The organism is Amorphus sp. 3PC139-8 (assembly GCF_040750475.1).
In the GTDB taxonomy this organism is placed as follows: Bacteria; Pseudomonadota; Alphaproteobacteria; order Rhizobiales; family Amorphaceae; genus Amorphus.
This window is the reverse complement of record NZ_JABJVY010000004.1, coordinates 220,316-234,993: the sequence shown is the minus strand read 5'-3', so window position 1 is coordinate 234,993 and position 14,678 is coordinate 220,316. Positions and strand designations below refer to the sequence as shown.

Here is a 14,678-nt window from a genome sequence, read left to right as displayed (position 1 = left end):
TCAGTGGTGACGAACTCCACATCGTCCGCTCCGGATTGCCGGATCTGACCCGCATGGATGTCCGGCCGGAGCCTCAAGAACGGAGGTCGGACCATGCCCGCCACGATGTCACTGCCCGACGACTGGGCCGCCGATCAGGAAGACCGTCGCTTCCGCTTCGAGCATGTCGGCCCGCCGAGCTCTACCGAGATCCTGTCCTATGACCGCCATGGCGAGGCCCGGCAGGTGGAAGGGCTGGTCTCCGGTGGAACCGGTCACAACCCGATCGGGCTTACCTTCCGTTTCCTGTTGGATACCGGGTGGACCGTGCGCCTGTTCGAGCTCAGGCCGCTCGGCACTTTCGAGCCGGTGCGGCTTCAGTCCCAGGGCTCCGGCCGATGGACCGACGGCCATGGGCTTCCGCTCGACGAGCTGGCCGGCTGTGTCGACCTGGAGTTCGACGACACCGCGTTCAGCCTGACGCCGATGATCCGCCGATTGGGTCTGTCGGCCGGGGAAAGCGTGGACCTGGACGTGGTCTCGTTGGCCTCGGATCGCACGATTGCCGTGCGTGCGCGTCGCCGACTGAGCTGCGTGCGTCCGCTCGATGCCTATCGCTACGAGGACCCCAACGCCGGCCGGGAGTGGTCCGTCCGCGTCGATGGCGATGGCTTCGTTCTGGAGATCGATGACCGGGTGCGCCGTCTGGTCTGAGGCGGGGAGAAAACGAGGGCTCTCAACCTCGTTGACGTCGCGCCCGGGGCAGAAACGCCACCGTCCGCGGCCGAGATCGCGATCGGTTCAGAAGGCCGTGCACCGGTTGGCTGTTCGGAAGCGCGTTAAAACAAAGGGTAAGAACCGTTCTGCGATTCCGTGAAAGACAGAGCGGGTTTAGCGCCGAGTCGATTCCATGATTCGAACGACGAGCCAGATCGGGATCACGATGATGGCGCCGAGGGCGACGTAGCGGCCGCCCTCCACGATCGCGTCCCAGCCCATCTCGGGAAGGTGGGATAGCCATCGCCTCAGGCCGTAGATCAGAGCTTCCGGCGTAAAGCCAAGGCTCGCCAGCAAAATTCCGACCAGGAAGCAGAGCACCACGAGCTTCAGCAGCACCGGCACCAGCGATCCGCCCAGGAAGCGGCGCGTGCGAGTCGGCCTGTCGGTCATGACGGGTCTCCGGTGGTGTGTGGACGCGGTGCGGGCGGACCTCGCCAAGCAAGGTCCGATTTGATTGCCCTATCAAGGGCTACAGGATGGCGATTTCAAGGGGACGTGCGACCGGCACACAAGTCCTTTCGGGTTCGGCAAAGCCGGGGAGGCCTTTGCCGTCTCCCTCCATTCCCCTCGTTCCTTTCTCTCAACGCTCCGCGCGACCGTCATTCAGGTGATTGCGACGGTGGCTCGTCACGGGGCGGACCGCCCCGATGATGGTCGTCCGAGCGCCGCCGCCAGCCGATTTCGGCACGGACATCGGCCGGCGTTTCCGCGACGATGCGCTCCAGGGCCGCATGTCCGGCATGCTGCAGCGCGGTCGTGTTCGCCTGGATCTCGTCGAGGGCGGTCTTCAGTGCGGCGGGATCGTAAGGATCCGCGCGCATGGCGGCGAACATATCCTTGCGCGCCTGGCGCAGCGCGTGCAGCCGCTCCTTCACTTGCGGATCGTCGAACAGCTCGCGGCGGATCGCCTCGCGCATTTGCGGCGGATAGTGGCGATCGCCCATCAGCGAGTGAAAGCCACCGCGAGGCGGATGCGGGCCGAACATGCGCGCGGTCACGAATCCGCCGAGGGTGAAGTTGATGGCGAGCGAGACGGCAAGCGCGACCAGCACGCCGATCGCCCAGGAGCCACGGAGGGTCACAGGCTCTCCTCCGTTTCGAAGGTGAAGTCGCTGCCGACGCCGAGCACCAGGCTTGCGACCTCCTCGCCCTGGAATTGGGAGGATTGACTCGACTGGTCGACCATCAGGCCCAGCGTGGCGCCAAGCGCGATGCAACCGACCATCGCGCCGGCAAGGGCGGCCATCCGCACCGGCGTGAAAAAAGCCATCAGCGAGGTGCCGGCGGCCCGGCGGTCGCGGACGCTGGAAAGGACCCGGCCGATCAGGGCGGCGTCGGCCGGTTCGGCCCGCGTCAGAGCGGCAAGGTCGGCGTCCAGAGCGCGGCTCGCCTCCATCAGCGCGCGGGCGGCCGCGTCGTCTGCGCAGAGTTTCGTCACCCGGTCGGCGGATCCGCGCGGCCAGGCGTGCGGATCCGCTCCGTAGCGGTCCAAAAGGGCCTCCAGATCCGACAGCGTAAAGCGCGTCATCCTCTTAGAACCTCCACAGGCTCGGGCCCGAGGGCTCGCCGGCCTGCTTGTCGTCACAGTGTGTCATGCGCCGGTACCGACATCCGCGCCGGCGGCCTCGCGCGTTTGTTTCTTTTTCCTCAGCGTCCGGCGCGCGCGAACGAGAAGCTGTTCGGCGGCGCCATCGCTGATGCCGAGCTTGTCGGCGATATCGGCCGTGCCGGCTTCACCGGACGCGGCCAAAAGGATCGCGGCGCGCTGGCGGGCCGGCAGATCCTGAATGTCGGCGGCCACGGCGGCTAGCTCGGAGCGCATCGCCGTGCCGTGTTCCGCGCCGGGATCCGGCTCGACGGGGTCGGCAACCGTGTCGAGGCCGACCAGCCGGCGGACCTTGCGCCGCCGGTCGAGATCGATACAGCGGTTGAGCGCGATCCGGTAGAGCCAGGTCGAGACTTTCACCCCCCGCGATTGAAATCCGGAGGCGTTGCGCCAGACCGACCAGAAGGTCTCCTGGACGACGTCGTCGGCATCTGCGGACGATCCCGTGAAGCGCAGTGCCAGCACATGCAGGCGTGCCGAATGCTTTGCGACCAGTTCCGCGAACGCACGCTCTTCGCCGCGCGCAATCCGCGCGAGGAGCCGTGTGTCGCCGTCGTCGAGGGCCCCGGTATCCACTGCTGTCGCCGGCCGTTCAAGATGGGTGAGCGGTCCGACGACCGCGTGCGCGAAGGCGACCATCCAATCCTCGCAAATTGGGTCCATTCCTGGGCACGACCGCACAATAGGCGCAGGATCGCGCGTCCCGTATCCAGACAAGCCCGGTCGCGGCGGTTTTGCTGCGAGCCGTGATGAACATAAAACGCACGTCCCCGATGGCTCCTACGCGGCCGATTGCGCGTTCACTCCCGCGGACGGCGGGCGTACCTTGTGAGGACTGTGGCGGCGGTGGTATGGCAGCCGCCACGACACGAACGCGCGCCGCAGTGGCGGGAGGATCGACCATATGACGCATGACGAACCCTTGTGGACGCCGTCTCCGGAGCGGATCGCGGGCACGCAGATGGCGCGGTTCATGGCCTTCGCGGGGGAGCGGACCGGGAAGACCTTTGCCGACTATGACGTGCTGCATGCCTGGTCGGTCGAGGATCTGGAAGGCTTCTGGTCGGCGCTGTGGGATTTTTGCGAGGTGATCGGCGACAAGGGCGCGCGCGTGCTCGTCGATGGCGACAAGATGCCCGGCGCCGCTTTCTTTCCCGACGCGCGCGTGAACTACGCGGAGAACATGCTGCGCCGGATCGGATCGGGCGACGCGATCGTGTTCTGGGGCGAGGACAAGGTGAAGCGCCGGATGAGCTGGGACGAGCTCCACGCGCTCGTCTCCAAGCTGCAGCAGGCGCTGTCGGCCGCGGGTGTCGGCGTCGGCGACCGGGTGGCGGCGATGATGCCGAACATGCCGGAGACCACCGCCTTGATGCTGGCGACCGCTTCGCTCGGCGCCACCTTCTCTTCCTGCTCGCCCGACTTCGGCGAGCGCGGCGTGCTGGATCGGTTCGGCCAGATCGAGCCGAAGGTGTTCGTGGCCTGCGACGGCTACTGGTACAACGGCAAGGAGATCGCGGTCGCCGACAAGCTCGCCTCCGTCGCGAAAGAGCTGCCGACGGCGGAAACGGTATGGATCGTGTCCTATCTGGACCGTGCCCTGGAGGTCGCCGCGTCCGTGCCGCGCGCCGAAGCGCTCGACTCCGCGATCGCCCGCTTCGAGGCGAAAGAGGTGACTTACGAGCGGGTGACGTTCTCCCAACCGCTCTACATCATGTTCTCGTCGGGCACGACCGGCGTGCCGAAGTGCATCGTGCACGCCACCGGCGGCGTGCTGCTCACCCATCTGAAGGAGCATCGCCTGCACTGCGACGTCCGGCCCGACGACCGGGTGTTCTACTTCACCACCTGCGGCTGGATGATGTGGAACTGGCTGATGTCGGCGCTCGGCTGCGAGGCGACGCTGCTGCTTTACGACGGTTCGCCGTTCCATCCCTCCGGCGCGATCTTGTTCGACTATGCCGACCAGGAGAAGATGACGCTGTTCGGCACGTCGGCGAAGTTCATCGACGCGGTGGCCAAATCCGGGCTGGAGCCGATCAACAGCCACGACCTCTCCACCGTGCGGCTGCTGACCTCGACCGGGTCGCCGCTGGCGCCGGAAAGCTTCTCGTTCGTCTACGACAAGATCAAGCACGACATTCATCTGGCCTCGATCTCCGGCGGCACGGATATCGTCGGCTGCTTCGTGCTCGGAATTCCGATCAAGCCGGTCTACAAGGGCGAAATCCAGGGGCCGGGCCTGGGCCTCGACATGCAGGTATGGTCGGAGGATGGCCACCCGATCCGCGACGGCAAGGGCGAGCTCGTCTGCGCCAGGCCGTTCCCGACCATGCCGGTGATGTTCTGGAACGACCCCGACGGCGCCAAATATCGCGCGGCCTATTTCGAGCGCTTTCCCGGGGTCTGGTGCCACGGCGATTTCGCCGAATGGACGCCCCACGGCGGGATCGTGATCCTGGGGCGCTCCGACGCCACGCTGAACCCCGGCGGCGTGCGCATCGGCACGGCCGAAATCTATGCCCAGGTGGAGCAGATCCCGGAGGTGGTGGAGGCGCTCGCCATCGGCCAGACCTGGGACAATGACGTCCGCGTGGTGCTGTTCGTGCGGCTGGCGGAAGGTGCCGAGCTCGACGAGGCGTTGGAGAAAAAGATCAAGTCTCAGATCCGCTCCGGCGCCAGCCCTCGCCACGTTCCGGCGAAAGTCGTCGCCGTCGACGACATCCCGCGCACGAAATCCGGCAAGATCACGGAACTTGCGGTGCGTGACGTGGTTCACGGTCGCGAGGTGAAGAACAAGGAGGCGCTCGCCAATCCGGAGGCGCTCGATTTCTATCGGGATCTGCCGCAGCTTTCGGATTGAGAACGCCGCCCACGTTCGGCACCCTGGGGATGCACCATCAAAGGGGGCGCGGGGATGCTTGGCGACGACGACCGCCGATTTGAGACGATTCTTCAGGAAATCGCGCGGGTCGACGGCGTCGATCTCAGATGCGGGCCGCTGTCGGACAAGCATAGCGACATGGCGTCTTCGCCGTTCGCCTTCTATCGGGGCACGGCCGGGCTCTACTATCGCGACCTGAAGGACGAGGTGATCGACCTTGAGGTCGCGCCTAGCTCCAAGACGCGGATCCAGGGCGATTGCCACTTTGAGAATCTGGGCTTCGTCACCGAAGGCGGCGCCTGGGCCGGACCGGCGTGGGTACATTTCTGCCCCAATGACTATGACGACGCCGGCGTGGGTCATGCCGAATGGGATCTCGTGCGCTATGCGGTCAGTCTGTTTCTGGCGGCCGACCGGGCGCGCTGCGACGACGAAGGCACCTATGTCGATTGGCCCTGCGACCGGCTGAGAACATCGCCGGGGTTCGCGGCGGCCCGGCCGGCGGTCAAGGCCTTCTTGAAGCGCTACCGCAAGACCTGTGCGGCGATCGTCGACGACCCGGTCGATCGCTGGGATTCCGTGGTGGACGGTTTCAAGGGTAAGCACTTCCTCGCCTCCTACGAGAAGAAGGCGAAGAAGCGTGCCGTCCATGGCGACCACTTCCTGAAAAAGTCCAAGCTTGCCAAGGCGTCCGACCTGAAGTCCCAGACGCCGCGGCTGAAGCATCAACGAGGCCGGTTGGAGCGTCTGCTGGGCCCCAGGGCGGGAATGGTGGATGCGGTGTTCCGTCCCTATGTGGACGATACGATCTGCGATCTCGCCGTCCGGCTCGATGCCGGGCTCGGTGCTCGCGATGCAGACCGATACTATCTTCTGGTCGGGCCGAAGGTCGACGAGCTTGAGGGGGAGGACTGGCGTTCGGTGATGGAACTCTATCACCTGGTGGAGGTGAAGGAGCAGCGGCCGCCGGCCTTCCTGGCGCATTTTCCCGATCTCGATCCGGCCAACCGGATGCCGTCGGCCCATCTGGTGATCGACAGCCAGCGGCTGATGCAGCGTCACCCCGACCGGGTCCTTGACGAGGTGGTGTGGAACGATTCCCACTGGCTGATCCGCACCCGCCACCACGCCAAGGTGGGCGTCGATGCCGACGAGTTGGCCGACGGCGACATCGCCGACAACATTCTCGACCACGCCAAGGCGTCGGGCCGGGCCGTGGCGCTGGCCCACGGGCGCTCCGACAAGCGCTCCGTTCGGTTCGAGCGCCATATGTGCGAGCGCCTGTCCAAGCCGGCGATCGGCCACCTGGTTGACCTGGCGGAAGCCTATGCCGAGCGCGTGATCCACGATTGGGTGCTCGTGCGCCGTCTGGTGCGCGAACGCACACCTTCGAACGCATAAGCTGCTCCGCACGGGTTGCGTCCGGCGACCGGTTTGCTATCGAGGATCACCGGAGGGCGATTTGATGCCGATCCGGCCTCGCAATTCCTTCGCCCGCCGCCCTACCCGCGCCCATCCGGAGACGTCATGACCGACATTCGTCCGCGCCGCAGCGTCCTCTACATGCCTGGCTCCAATGTCCGCGCCCTGGAGAAGGCGCGGACGCTTCCAGCCGACTGCCTGATCCTCGACCTGGAAGACGCCGTTGCGCCGGACATGAAGGAGATGGCGCGGACGCAGGTGATCGACGCCGTGCGCGCCGGTGGCTACGGTCCGCGTGAGATCGTGATCCGGATGAACCCGCTGTCGGCCCCTTGGGGGATCGGCGACCTGGAGGCGATCGCGGAAAGCGGTGCGGATGCGGTGCTGGTGCCGAAGGCGGAGACCGTCGACGATGTCATGTCGATCGGTCGCATCCTGTCGCGGCTCGGCGCGCCCAACGATCTGGCGATCTGGCTGATGATGGAGACGCCGCGTGCCGTCCTCAACGCCAGATCGATCGCAGAAGCGGTGGAGGAGGACGCCGGCCGCCGCCTCGATGCGCTGGTGATCGGCACCAACGATCTTGCCAAGGAAACTCGGGCTCAGATGGTGCCGGGGCGCTATACCATGCTGTCCTGGCTTTCGACCTTCGTCGCCGCTGCCCGCGCCAACGATCTTTCGGTGATTGACGGGGTCTACAACGACATCAACGACGCCGACGGCTTTGCCGCCGAATGCCGTCAGGGGCGCGAGCTCGGCATGGACGGCAAGACGCTGATCCATCCCAAACAGGTCGAAGAGGCGAACCGAGCCTTCGCGCCCGGCGAGGACGAGGTCGCTCAGGCGCGCCGGATCATCGAGGCCTTCGAGCAGCCGGAGAATGCCGGCAAAGGCGCGATCTCGCTGGACGGACGGATGGTGGAACGCCTGCACGCCGAAATCGCTGAGCGGACGGTGGCACTTGCGGACGCGATCGCCGCGCGCGGGACGGTCGCGTGAGCGGGGCAAGCCGTGCGGCGGGCGACCGCCTGGTCGTCGCGACCTGGAACATCAATTCGATCCGCGCGCGGATCGGCCTCGTGGAACAGTTCGTTGCGGCTCATGCGCCGGACGTGCTCCTGATTCAGGAGACGCGCTGTCCGGACGCCCAGTTCCCCAGATCCGCCCTGGACAAGCTCGGCTTTCCCCATGTCGAGGTGAACGGGCGCAAGGGCCACCATGGCGTGGCGATTGCCTCCAAGCGGCCGATCGCCGACGTGACGCGGGAAAACCTCGCCGATATCGATGAAGGCCGGCATATCTCCGGGGCGATCGAGGTCGCCGGCAAGCCGGTGGTGCTGCATTCGCTCTATATCCCCTCCGGCGGAGACGAGCCGGATCCGGAGGTGAACCCGAAATTTCGCGACAAGCTTGCCTATCTGGAAGCGTTCGCCCCTTGGAGCATGACCGCCTCGGCCGTGCCGAGCCTGGTCGGGGGCGATTTCAACGTCGCGCCGCTGCCGGAGGATGTGTGGTCCCACAAGCAGCTTCTGAAAGTGGTCAGCCACACGCCTCAGGAGACCGAACGGCTGGACGCCGCGCTCGTCGCCGGCCGTTGGATCGACGTGGTTCGTCGCGACATCCCGGTGCCGGAGAAGGTCTTCACCTGGTGGAGCTATCGCAACCGCGACCACACGGTCTCCAACCGCGGGCGGCGGCTCGATCATATGTGGGCGTCGCCTTCGCTGGCCGATCGGGTCGGTGACATCCAGGTCCCCACGGAAACCCGGAGCTGGGAAAAGCCCTCCGACCACGTCCCGGTTCTGGTGACGATTACGGGGTAACGAGCAAATCCAGGAAAAGTGGGAACCGGATTTGCGTGGCGCACCCACAATCTCCGCACATCCCCGCGAAAACGGGGATCCATAGGCCCTCAAGAAGGGCTGAGGGGGCGAGAGGTCGGCACGGCGCCTTTCCTGCAAACGCCCCACCTTGAATGACCCCGCCAGTTCACCTGCTACCGCCCCATGGACTCCCGCTTTCGCGGGAGTGAGCGGAGGATGGGGCAGGCGCTCACCCATGCCGACGCGCCGGGTTCGTAAAGCCTGAGACAAGTGGGAACCGGGGCTTTAGACTCGTTCCGCTCTTCGTTGCATCGCCAAAACGGCTACAGCCATTTCTATTGACGCATTTTCGAACGGCCAACCGGTTTCCACTTGGCCTGGAAATGCTCTAGCCGATCCCGATCTTGCGGCGGATGTCGGCGGGGGTTGCGCCCTGGTCGCGGAGTTCGCGCAGGCTGGTGTCCTGGCTCGACTTGGACAGCTTGCGGCCGGTCTCATCGGTGATCAGCCGGTGATGGCGATAGCGGGGTGCCGGCAGATCCAGCAGCGCTTGCAGGAGCCGATGGATTGCGGTGGCGTAGAACAGGTCGCGGCCGCGCACCACATGGGTGATGCCCTGGGCGGCATCGTCCACCACCACGGAGAGATGATAGCTCGCTGCCGCATCGGAGCGGGCGAGCACGACGTCGCCCCAGAGCGTAGGATCGGCCTCGATCAAGCCCGTCTCGCCGGCCGGTCCCGCATCTTCCTCCACGAAGGCGAGGTCGATGGCCAGATGGGCGATGGCCTTGCGGGTCTTGAGGCGGAGCGTTGCGGGCGCATCCGTCGCAATTCGGGTGGCGATCGCGTCCGTGGTCAGGAAGGCTTCGTCGGGCGGGGCGATCCAGGCGCCGTCGGGGTCGCGGCGCCAGGGCGTTCCGGCTTTTTCGGCGGCTGCGGCAGCCTCGGCGATTTCGCGGCGGGTGGCGACGGAGCGGCGCACCAAGCCGAGGGCGTCGAGCCGGGCGAGGGCGGCGCGATAGTCGTCGGTGTGTTCCGACTGGCGGCGGATGTCCGGTGCCCATTGAAGCCCGAGCCAGTCGAGGTCTTCGAAGATTGCGTCTTCGAACGCCGGACGGGCGCGGGTCTGATCGATATCGTCGATCCGCACCAGAAAGCGCCCGTTGTTGGAGGCCGCCAAATCGTGGTTCAAAATGGCCGACAGCGCATGGCCCAGATGGAGATAGCCATTCGGGCTCGGTGCAAAGCGATAGGTGGGTAATGGGTCGGTGGGCACGGGCGTTGGCTGGCGATCGGTCGGATGCGATTTCGTTGGGTAGCGGGGAAGGGAGACCCATGGCAAGGACCTCGCGGGTTGCCAAGGCCAAAGCCGGGGCCGCGCCATCGGCTGCGCCGCTTCCGGTGGCCGCGATCCGCACGGAGGCGGACATTGCCCACGGGCTCGAAGTTCTGCTCGCCACGGACCCGCGGCTTCACGCCATTGCGAAGATCGCCGGTGAAGTGCCGCTGCGGTTGCGCGCGCCGGGCTTTGAGGGGCTGGCGCGGATCGTGGTCTCCCAGCAGCTTTCCGTGGCGAGTGCGGCGGCGATCTGGGACCGGTTGACGGCGACGCTGTCGCCTCTGTCGTCGGCAAGCATCGCCGAGGCCTCCGACGAGACGTTGAAGGCGACCGGTCTGTCGCGGCCGAAAATCCGCACGCTTAGGGCAGTGTCGGAAGCGGTCGATGGCGGGCTGGACCTTGCCGGGCTATGCGCGGTGCCGGCGGCGGACGCGCATGGCCAGTTGTGCGCGGTGAAGGGCATCGGGCCCTGGACCACGGACATCTATCTTCTCTTTTGCGCCGGACATCCGGATATCTTCCCCGTGGGCGATCTGGCGCTGCAGGTCGCCGTCGCCGATGCCTTGTCTTTGGAGGCGCGCCCATCGCAAGCGGAGCTCACCGCGCTTGCGGAAGGCTGGTCGCCGTGGCGCGGCGTGGCCGCCCGTCTGTTCTGGAGCTATTACCGCGCGCGTCGGCAGGGCCGCGAAACCCTGCCGGTTTGATCGGTCAGGCCCGGAGGCTGCCGGATTTAGCGGCGCAGCGCGCGGTAGATGGCGAGCAGGATCAGCGCGCCGACGATCGCGGTCAGGATCGAGGCGAGCGATAAGCCGCCGGTGACGGCGCCGAAGCCGAGCGCGGTTCCGACATAGCCGCCAACGAACGCGCCGGCGATGCCGATCAGCATGGTGATGAAGATGCCGCCGGGATCGCGCCCCGGCATGATCCATTTCGCGATTGCGCCGGCGATCAGACCGAGAATGATCCAGGAAATGATGGTGATCATAGTAGCCAAGCCCCTTAGGTGATGGTGCCCTCGGAAACCACGTTAACCGGGTTTGGGTTCCGTTTTCATGACGCCGTGGCGACTTGGATGCTTTCCCAATTCCGTTGGAAGTATCCGATTGTCGCCTGAAACTGCCGAAGCGAGCATCGCAGACCGAGAAGGGATCGCACAGCCATGAATCCTGAGAGTGCCCCGCGTCTTGAACCGGAAGGGCCCGTGCGCGGCCTGGTCGTGCTGATCCATGGCTACGGGGCCGACGGCTCCGACCTGATCGCGCTCGGCGAGGCGTTTGCGCCTGCGCTCCCCGGCGTCGCCTTCGTGGCGCCGAACGCGCCGGAGCCGTGTGCGGCCATGCCGATCGGGCGGCAGTGGTTTGCGCTCACGATGCGCGATCCCTCGGAATATTGGCGTGGCGTCAGCGCGGCCGGGCCTGGTCTCGACCGCTTCATCGATGGCGAGCTTGAGCGCTACGGCCTGACGGACGATCGTCTCGCCCTGGTGGGCTTCAGCCAGGGCGCCATGATGGCGCTTTATGTCGGCTTTCGCAGGGCGGAACGGATTGCGGGCCTGATCGGCTATTCCGGCCTGCTGGCGGGACCGGAACATCTGGCGCGGGATCTGCGCCATCGCTTCCCCGTCCTGCTGGTTCATGGCGACAGCGATGATGTCGTGCCGGTTAAGCACAGCCTTCAGGCGAACGAGCGCCTGCGGGAGCTGAACGTCCCGGTCACGTGCCATGTCGAGCCGGGCCTCGGCCATGCAATCGGGCCGGTCGGGCTCGAAATGGGAAGATCTTTCCTCGCCGAAGTCTTGCCGGCTAACTGATTCCGCGACACCATGTGCTGCGCACAAAGGCTCTTCACAAGAGTGACATAGAGCCTATACATAGTGTCGCCGCGCATCCGAAGTTGGCGAATCAACTGAGGGACGAGGGACATCGAGTGACCATAGCGGTATCTCCCGATGCGCACCCTACGTTGGTGCTGAACGCCGACTACCGGCCACTGAGCTATTATCCGCTCTCCTTGTGGTCCTGGCAGGATGCCATCAAGGCGGTCTTCCTCGACAGGGTGAACATCGTTTCCGAATATGAAGCGGCGGTGCGAAGTCCGTCCTTCGAGATGAAGCTTCCAAGCGTCGTCTCGCTCAAGACGTACATCAAGCCTGCCCGACACCCCGCGTTTACCCGCTTCAACGTCTTCCTCCGCGACCGGTTCGAGTGCCAATATTGCGGCACCCGGGAAGACCTGACCTTCGATCACCTGATCCCGCGCTCCAAGGGCGGCCTCACCCTCTGGGACAATGTGATCACAGCCTGCTCGCCCTGCAATCTGCGCAAGGGCAACAAGTCCTGCCGCGATATCGACATGTGGCCCCGCCAGATGCCGTACCGGCCGACGGTGCAGGACCTGCACAACAATGGCCGCCTGTTCCCGCCGAACTATCTCCACGAAAGCTGGCTCGACTTCCTCTATTGGGACACCGAGCTGGAGCCCTGATCGCGGCCTATGGGGTGTGCCGGGATGAACTTCCGCGGGGCGACCGGCGCCTCAGTTCAAATCGACCACCAGGCGGCCGCGCACCTTGCCGGCCATCAGCTCTTCGGCTTTGGTGATGATGTCGTCGAATCCGATCGCGGTGGTGATCCGGGTCAGCCGGTCCCGGTCGAAGTCGCGTACCAGCCGGTCGTAGGCTTCCACGCGCAGACGGCGCGGCGCCATCACCGAATCGATGCCGAGCAGGGAGACGCCGCGCAGGATGAACGGTGCCACAGAGCCCGGCAGGTCCATGCCTCCGGCAAGCCCGCAGGCCGCGACGGCCCCGCCGTACTGAACCATCGACAAGACGTTTGCCAGCGTTTCCGAGCCGACCGTGTCGATCGCGCCCGCCCAGCGCTCCTTGGCAAGCGGCCGTGCCGCGCCCTGAAGCTCTGAGCGCTCGACGATCGTGGTCGCGCCGAGCTCGTGCAGATAGTCGGCCTCCTCGGGCCGGCCGGTTGAGGCGGCCACCTCGTAGCCGAGCTTGGCGAGGATCGCGAGGGCGACCGACCCGACGCCGCCGGCGGCCCCCGTCACCAGCACCTGCCCGCGTTCCGGCAGGATGCCGTGACGCTCCAGTGCGATCACGCACAGCATCGCCGTGTATCCGGCGGTGCCGATCGCCATCGCCTCATAACCGGTGAGATCGTGCGGACGCGGGATCAGCCAGTCGGCGTTGACGCGGGCGTAGCCGGCGAAGCCGCCCATATGGGTCTCGCCAACGCCCCAGCCGTTCAGGATCACCTTGTCGCCGATCGCGAAATCGACGGTGTCGGAGGCAACCACCTCGCCGGTGAAATCGATCCCCGGGATCATGGGAAAGCGGCGGACGACCGGGCTCTTACCAGTTATCGCGAGCCCGTCCTTGTAGTTGATCGTGGTCTCCTCGACGCGGACGGTGACGTCGCCCTCCATCAGGTCGTCGAGACCGATCTCCCTTACTTCCGGCGGGTTCTGGCGCTTCTCGCCCTCGGTCTTGGTGATCCAGATCGCCTTGAACCGTTCCATCGCTGACCCTTTCGGCTCGCATTGTCTCCCACCCACTTCCGGTGTGACTGGGGACGGCGCGCGACGCAAGAGGGCGGTTGCGATCGATCAGGCGGCGGCGAGGCGCGGCGCGGGCGCATCGCGGATCGGCAGGTGGACCAGGGCGGCGAACACGCCGAGCCCGATCGAGATCCACCAGACGAGATCATAGGAGCCGGTCTGGTCGTATATGCGCCCGCCGAGCCAGACGCCCAGGAACGAGCCGATCTGATGGGAGAAGAACACGAAGCCGAACAGGGTCGCCATGTAGCGTGGACCGAACATGACGGCGACTAGCCCGGATGTGAGCGGCACGGTGGAAAGCCACAGCAGGCCCATGCCGGCGGCGAACAGCAGCACGCTTGCCGGCGACACCGGAAACGAGATGAACGCCAGGATGATGGCCGCCCGCGCGAGATAGAGCGCCGACAAGGCGTACGACTTGGAAAACCGCGCTCCGATGGCGCCGGCCGACAGCGAGCCGACGATGTTGAACAGGCCGATCAGCGCGAGCGCCCAGCCGCCGAGCATCGGGCTCATGCCGAGGTCGGTCAGATAGGGCGGCAGATGCACGGCGATGAACGCCAAGTGGAAACCGCAGACGAAAAAGCCGAAGACCAGCAGGATATAGCTGCGATAGCCGAACGCTTCCGCCAGCGCCTCCCGAAATGTCTGTGGGACGGCTCCCAAGTCGATCGCCGCTCGGCCCCTGAGCGCGTAGGCCAGCGGCACGAGGGTCGTGATCGCGACGGCCAGGACGACCAGCGTGCGCTCCCAACCGACCCCCTCGATAAGCGCCTGGGTGAGGGGGCCGAACAGAAATTGGCCAAACGAGCCGGCTGCCGTTGCAAGTCCGAAGGCGAGCGACTGCTTGGCGGGCGTCACGGACCGCCCGAAAGCGGCAATGACGATGGTGAACGAACCCGCGGCCAGCCCAACGCCGACGGAAATTCCCATCCCGAGTTGGAGCATCAGCGGGTCGGCCGCGAAGCTGGCAACGTAGAGGCCAATCGCATAGAAGACCCCGCCCAGAACCAGCACCCGGCCGGTCCCATAGCGGTCGGCAAGGGCGCCCATCACCGGCTGGGCCGCGCCCCAGACGAGATTCTGCACCGCCAGCGCGAGCGCGAAGGTCTCCCGCGTCCAGCCGCGGGCCTCGGTCATGGGGCTTAAGAACAAGCCGAAGGCGGAGCGCTCTCCAAAAGAAAGGAGCGCCACGAGGCAGCCGGATATGAGAATGACAGGGAGCGGAACGGCCGCCTTCACGGCAGGCGAGGACGATGCGCTCACGGTAAC

Annotated in this window: 16 protein-coding genes; 8 read left to right on the top strand and 8 right to left on the bottom strand. The window is 66.0% G+C overall.

The genetic code is table 11. The features are described 5' to 3' along the window. Positions 1-93: 93 nt before the first annotated feature. Complete coding sequence (locus HNS03_RS06455; protein ID WP_367193873.1) at positions 94-693, top strand: putative glycolipid-binding domain-containing protein; 600 nt, start codon at positions 94-96, stop codon at positions 691-693. Between the two features lie 177 nt (positions 694-870). On the opposite strand, the gene HNS03_RS06450 is transcribed toward HNS03_RS06455, so the two are convergent. The 4 genes from HNS03_RS06450 to HNS03_RS06435 all read right to left on the bottom strand — a co-directional run bounded on the left by HNS03_RS06450 (position 871) and on the right by HNS03_RS06435 (position 3,004). Then, positions 871-1,149, bottom strand: coding sequence for a DUF6460 domain-containing protein (locus HNS03_RS06450; protein ID WP_367193872.1), 279 nt, complete (start codon positions 1,147-1,149; stop codon positions 871-873). A 209-nt stretch (positions 1,150-1,358) separates the two neighbouring features. Then, positions 1,359-1,841, bottom strand: coding sequence for a periplasmic heavy metal sensor (locus HNS03_RS06445; protein WP_367193871.1), 483 nt, complete (start codon positions 1,839-1,841; stop codon positions 1,359-1,361). Beyond that, the gene (locus HNS03_RS06440) at positions 1,838-2,287 is read right to left on the bottom strand and encodes a hypothetical protein (RefSeq protein ID WP_367193870.1); all 450 of its coding nucleotides are present in this window, start codon (positions 2,285-2,287) and stop codon (positions 1,838-1,840) included. Before HNS03_RS06440 ends, HNS03_RS06445 begins: the two co-directional genes overlap by 4 nt. Positions 2,288-2,350: 63 nt before the next feature. Then, a complete protein-coding gene (locus HNS03_RS06435) occupies positions 2,351-3,004 on the bottom strand; it encodes an RNA polymerase sigma factor (RefSeq protein ID WP_367193869.1) in 654 nt (217 codons plus the stop codon). 265 nt (positions 3,005-3,269) lie between these two features. Here HNS03_RS06435 and HNS03_RS06430 point away from each other — a divergent pair, with 265 nt between their 5' ends. The 4 genes from HNS03_RS06430 (at position 3,270) to HNS03_RS06415 (ending at position 8,494) form a co-directional block, all read left to right on the top strand. Then, on the top strand, positions 3,270-5,228 hold the full coding sequence (locus HNS03_RS06430) for an acetoacetate--CoA ligase (protein ID WP_367193868.1): 1,959 nt from the start codon (positions 3,270-3,272) through the stop codon (positions 5,226-5,228). 54 nt (positions 5,229-5,282) lie between these two features. Next, positions 5,283-6,650: a DUF2252 family protein gene (locus HNS03_RS06425; RefSeq protein WP_367193867.1), complete on the top strand. Its 1,368-nt coding sequence runs from the start codon at positions 5,283-5,285 to the stop codon at positions 6,648-6,650. A gap of 126 nt (positions 6,651-6,776) precedes the next feature. After that, complete coding sequence (locus tag HNS03_RS06420) at positions 6,777-7,670, top strand: CoA ester lyase (RefSeq protein ID WP_367193866.1); 894 nt, start codon at positions 6,777-6,779, stop codon at positions 7,668-7,670. Next, on the top strand, positions 7,667-8,494 hold the full coding sequence (locus tag HNS03_RS06415) for an exodeoxyribonuclease III (protein ID WP_367193865.1): 828 nt from the start codon (positions 7,667-7,669) through the stop codon (positions 8,492-8,494). The genes HNS03_RS06420 and HNS03_RS06415 overlap by 4 nt, the downstream gene beginning before the upstream one ends. A 388-nt stretch (positions 8,495-8,882) precedes the next feature. On the opposite strand, the gene gluQRS is transcribed toward HNS03_RS06415, so the two are convergent. After that, entirely contained in the window at positions 8,883-9,770 is an 888-nt protein-coding gene (gene gluQRS, locus HNS03_RS06410; protein WP_367193864.1) for a tRNA glutamyl-Q(34) synthetase GluQRS, read from the bottom strand. Between the two features lie 125 nt (positions 9,771-9,895). Between gluQRS and HNS03_RS06405 the strand changes: the two genes are divergently transcribed. Beyond that, the gene (locus HNS03_RS06405; protein ID WP_367193900.1) at positions 9,896-10,537 is read left to right on the top strand and encodes a DNA-3-methyladenine glycosylase; all 642 of its coding nucleotides are present in this window, start codon (positions 9,896-9,898) and stop codon (positions 10,535-10,537) included. A gap of 26 nt (positions 10,538-10,563) precedes the next feature. Here HNS03_RS06405 and HNS03_RS06400 read toward each other — a convergent pair whose 3' ends face one another. After that, positions 10,564-10,815: a GlsB/YeaQ/YmgE family stress response membrane protein gene (locus tag HNS03_RS06400; RefSeq protein ID WP_367193899.1), complete on the bottom strand. Its 252-nt coding sequence runs from the start codon at positions 10,813-10,815 to the stop codon at positions 10,564-10,566. 177 nt (positions 10,816-10,992) lie between these two features. Here HNS03_RS06400 and HNS03_RS06395 point away from each other — a divergent pair, with 177 nt between their 5' ends. Both HNS03_RS06395 and HNS03_RS06390 read left to right on the top strand, forming a co-directional pair. Further along, positions 10,993-11,643: an alpha/beta hydrolase gene (locus HNS03_RS06395; protein WP_367193863.1), complete on the top strand. Its 651-nt coding sequence runs from the start codon at positions 10,993-10,995 to the stop codon at positions 11,641-11,643. Positions 11,644-11,759: 116 nt separating this feature from the next. Beyond that, on the top strand, positions 11,760-12,317 hold the full coding sequence (locus tag HNS03_RS06390; RefSeq protein ID WP_367193862.1) for an HNH endonuclease: 558 nt from the start codon (positions 11,760-11,762) through the stop codon (positions 12,315-12,317). 51 nt (positions 12,318-12,368) lie between these two features. On the opposite strand, the gene HNS03_RS06385 is transcribed toward HNS03_RS06390, so the two are convergent. Both HNS03_RS06385 and HNS03_RS06380 read right to left on the bottom strand, forming a co-directional pair. Further along, positions 12,369-13,364 carry an MDR family oxidoreductase gene (locus HNS03_RS06385; protein ID WP_367193861.1) on the bottom strand — a complete coding sequence of 332 codons (996 nt, stop codon included), beginning with the start codon at positions 13,362-13,364 and terminating at the stop codon, positions 12,369-12,371. Between the two features lie 87 nt (positions 13,365-13,451). Beyond that, positions 13,452-14,672: an MFS transporter gene (locus tag HNS03_RS06380; protein WP_367193860.1), complete on the bottom strand. Its 1,221-nt coding sequence runs from the start codon at positions 14,670-14,672 to the stop codon at positions 13,452-13,454. Positions 14,673-14,678: the final 6 nt, after the last annotated feature.

Excerpts from the sequence above, each read along its gene's own strand:
- HNS03_RS06455 (WP_367193873.1), top strand. The coding sequence starts at position 94 with ATGCCCGCCACGATGTCACTGCCCGACGACTGGGCCGCCGATCAGGAA.
- HNS03_RS06450 (WP_367193872.1), bottom strand. The coding sequence starts at position 1,149 with ATGACCGACAGGCCGACTCGCACGCGCCGCTTCCTGGGCGGATCGCTG.
- HNS03_RS06440 (WP_367193870.1), bottom strand. The coding sequence starts at position 2,287 with ATGACGCGCTTTACGCTGTCGGATCTGGAGGCCCTTTTGGACCGCTAC.
- HNS03_RS06435 (WP_367193869.1), bottom strand. The coding sequence starts at position 3,004 with ATGGTCGCCTTCGCGCACGCGGTCGTCGGACCGCTCACCCATCTTGAA.
- HNS03_RS06430 (WP_367193868.1), top strand. The coding sequence starts at position 3,270 with ATGACGCATGACGAACCCTTGTGGACGCCGTCTCCGGAGCGGATCGCG.
- HNS03_RS06425 (WP_367193867.1), top strand. The coding sequence starts at position 5,283 with ATGCTTGGCGACGACGACCGCCGATTTGAGACGATTCTTCAGGAAATC.
- HNS03_RS06420 (WP_367193866.1), top strand. The coding sequence starts at position 6,777 with ATGACCGACATTCGTCCGCGCCGCAGCGTCCTCTACATGCCTGGCTCC.
- HNS03_RS06395 (WP_367193863.1), top strand. The coding sequence starts at position 10,993 with ATGAATCCTGAGAGTGCCCCGCGTCTTGAACCGGAAGGGCCCGTGCGC.
- HNS03_RS06385 (WP_367193861.1), bottom strand. The coding sequence starts at position 13,364 with ATGGAACGGTTCAAGGCGATCTGGATCACCAAGACCGAGGGCGAGAAG.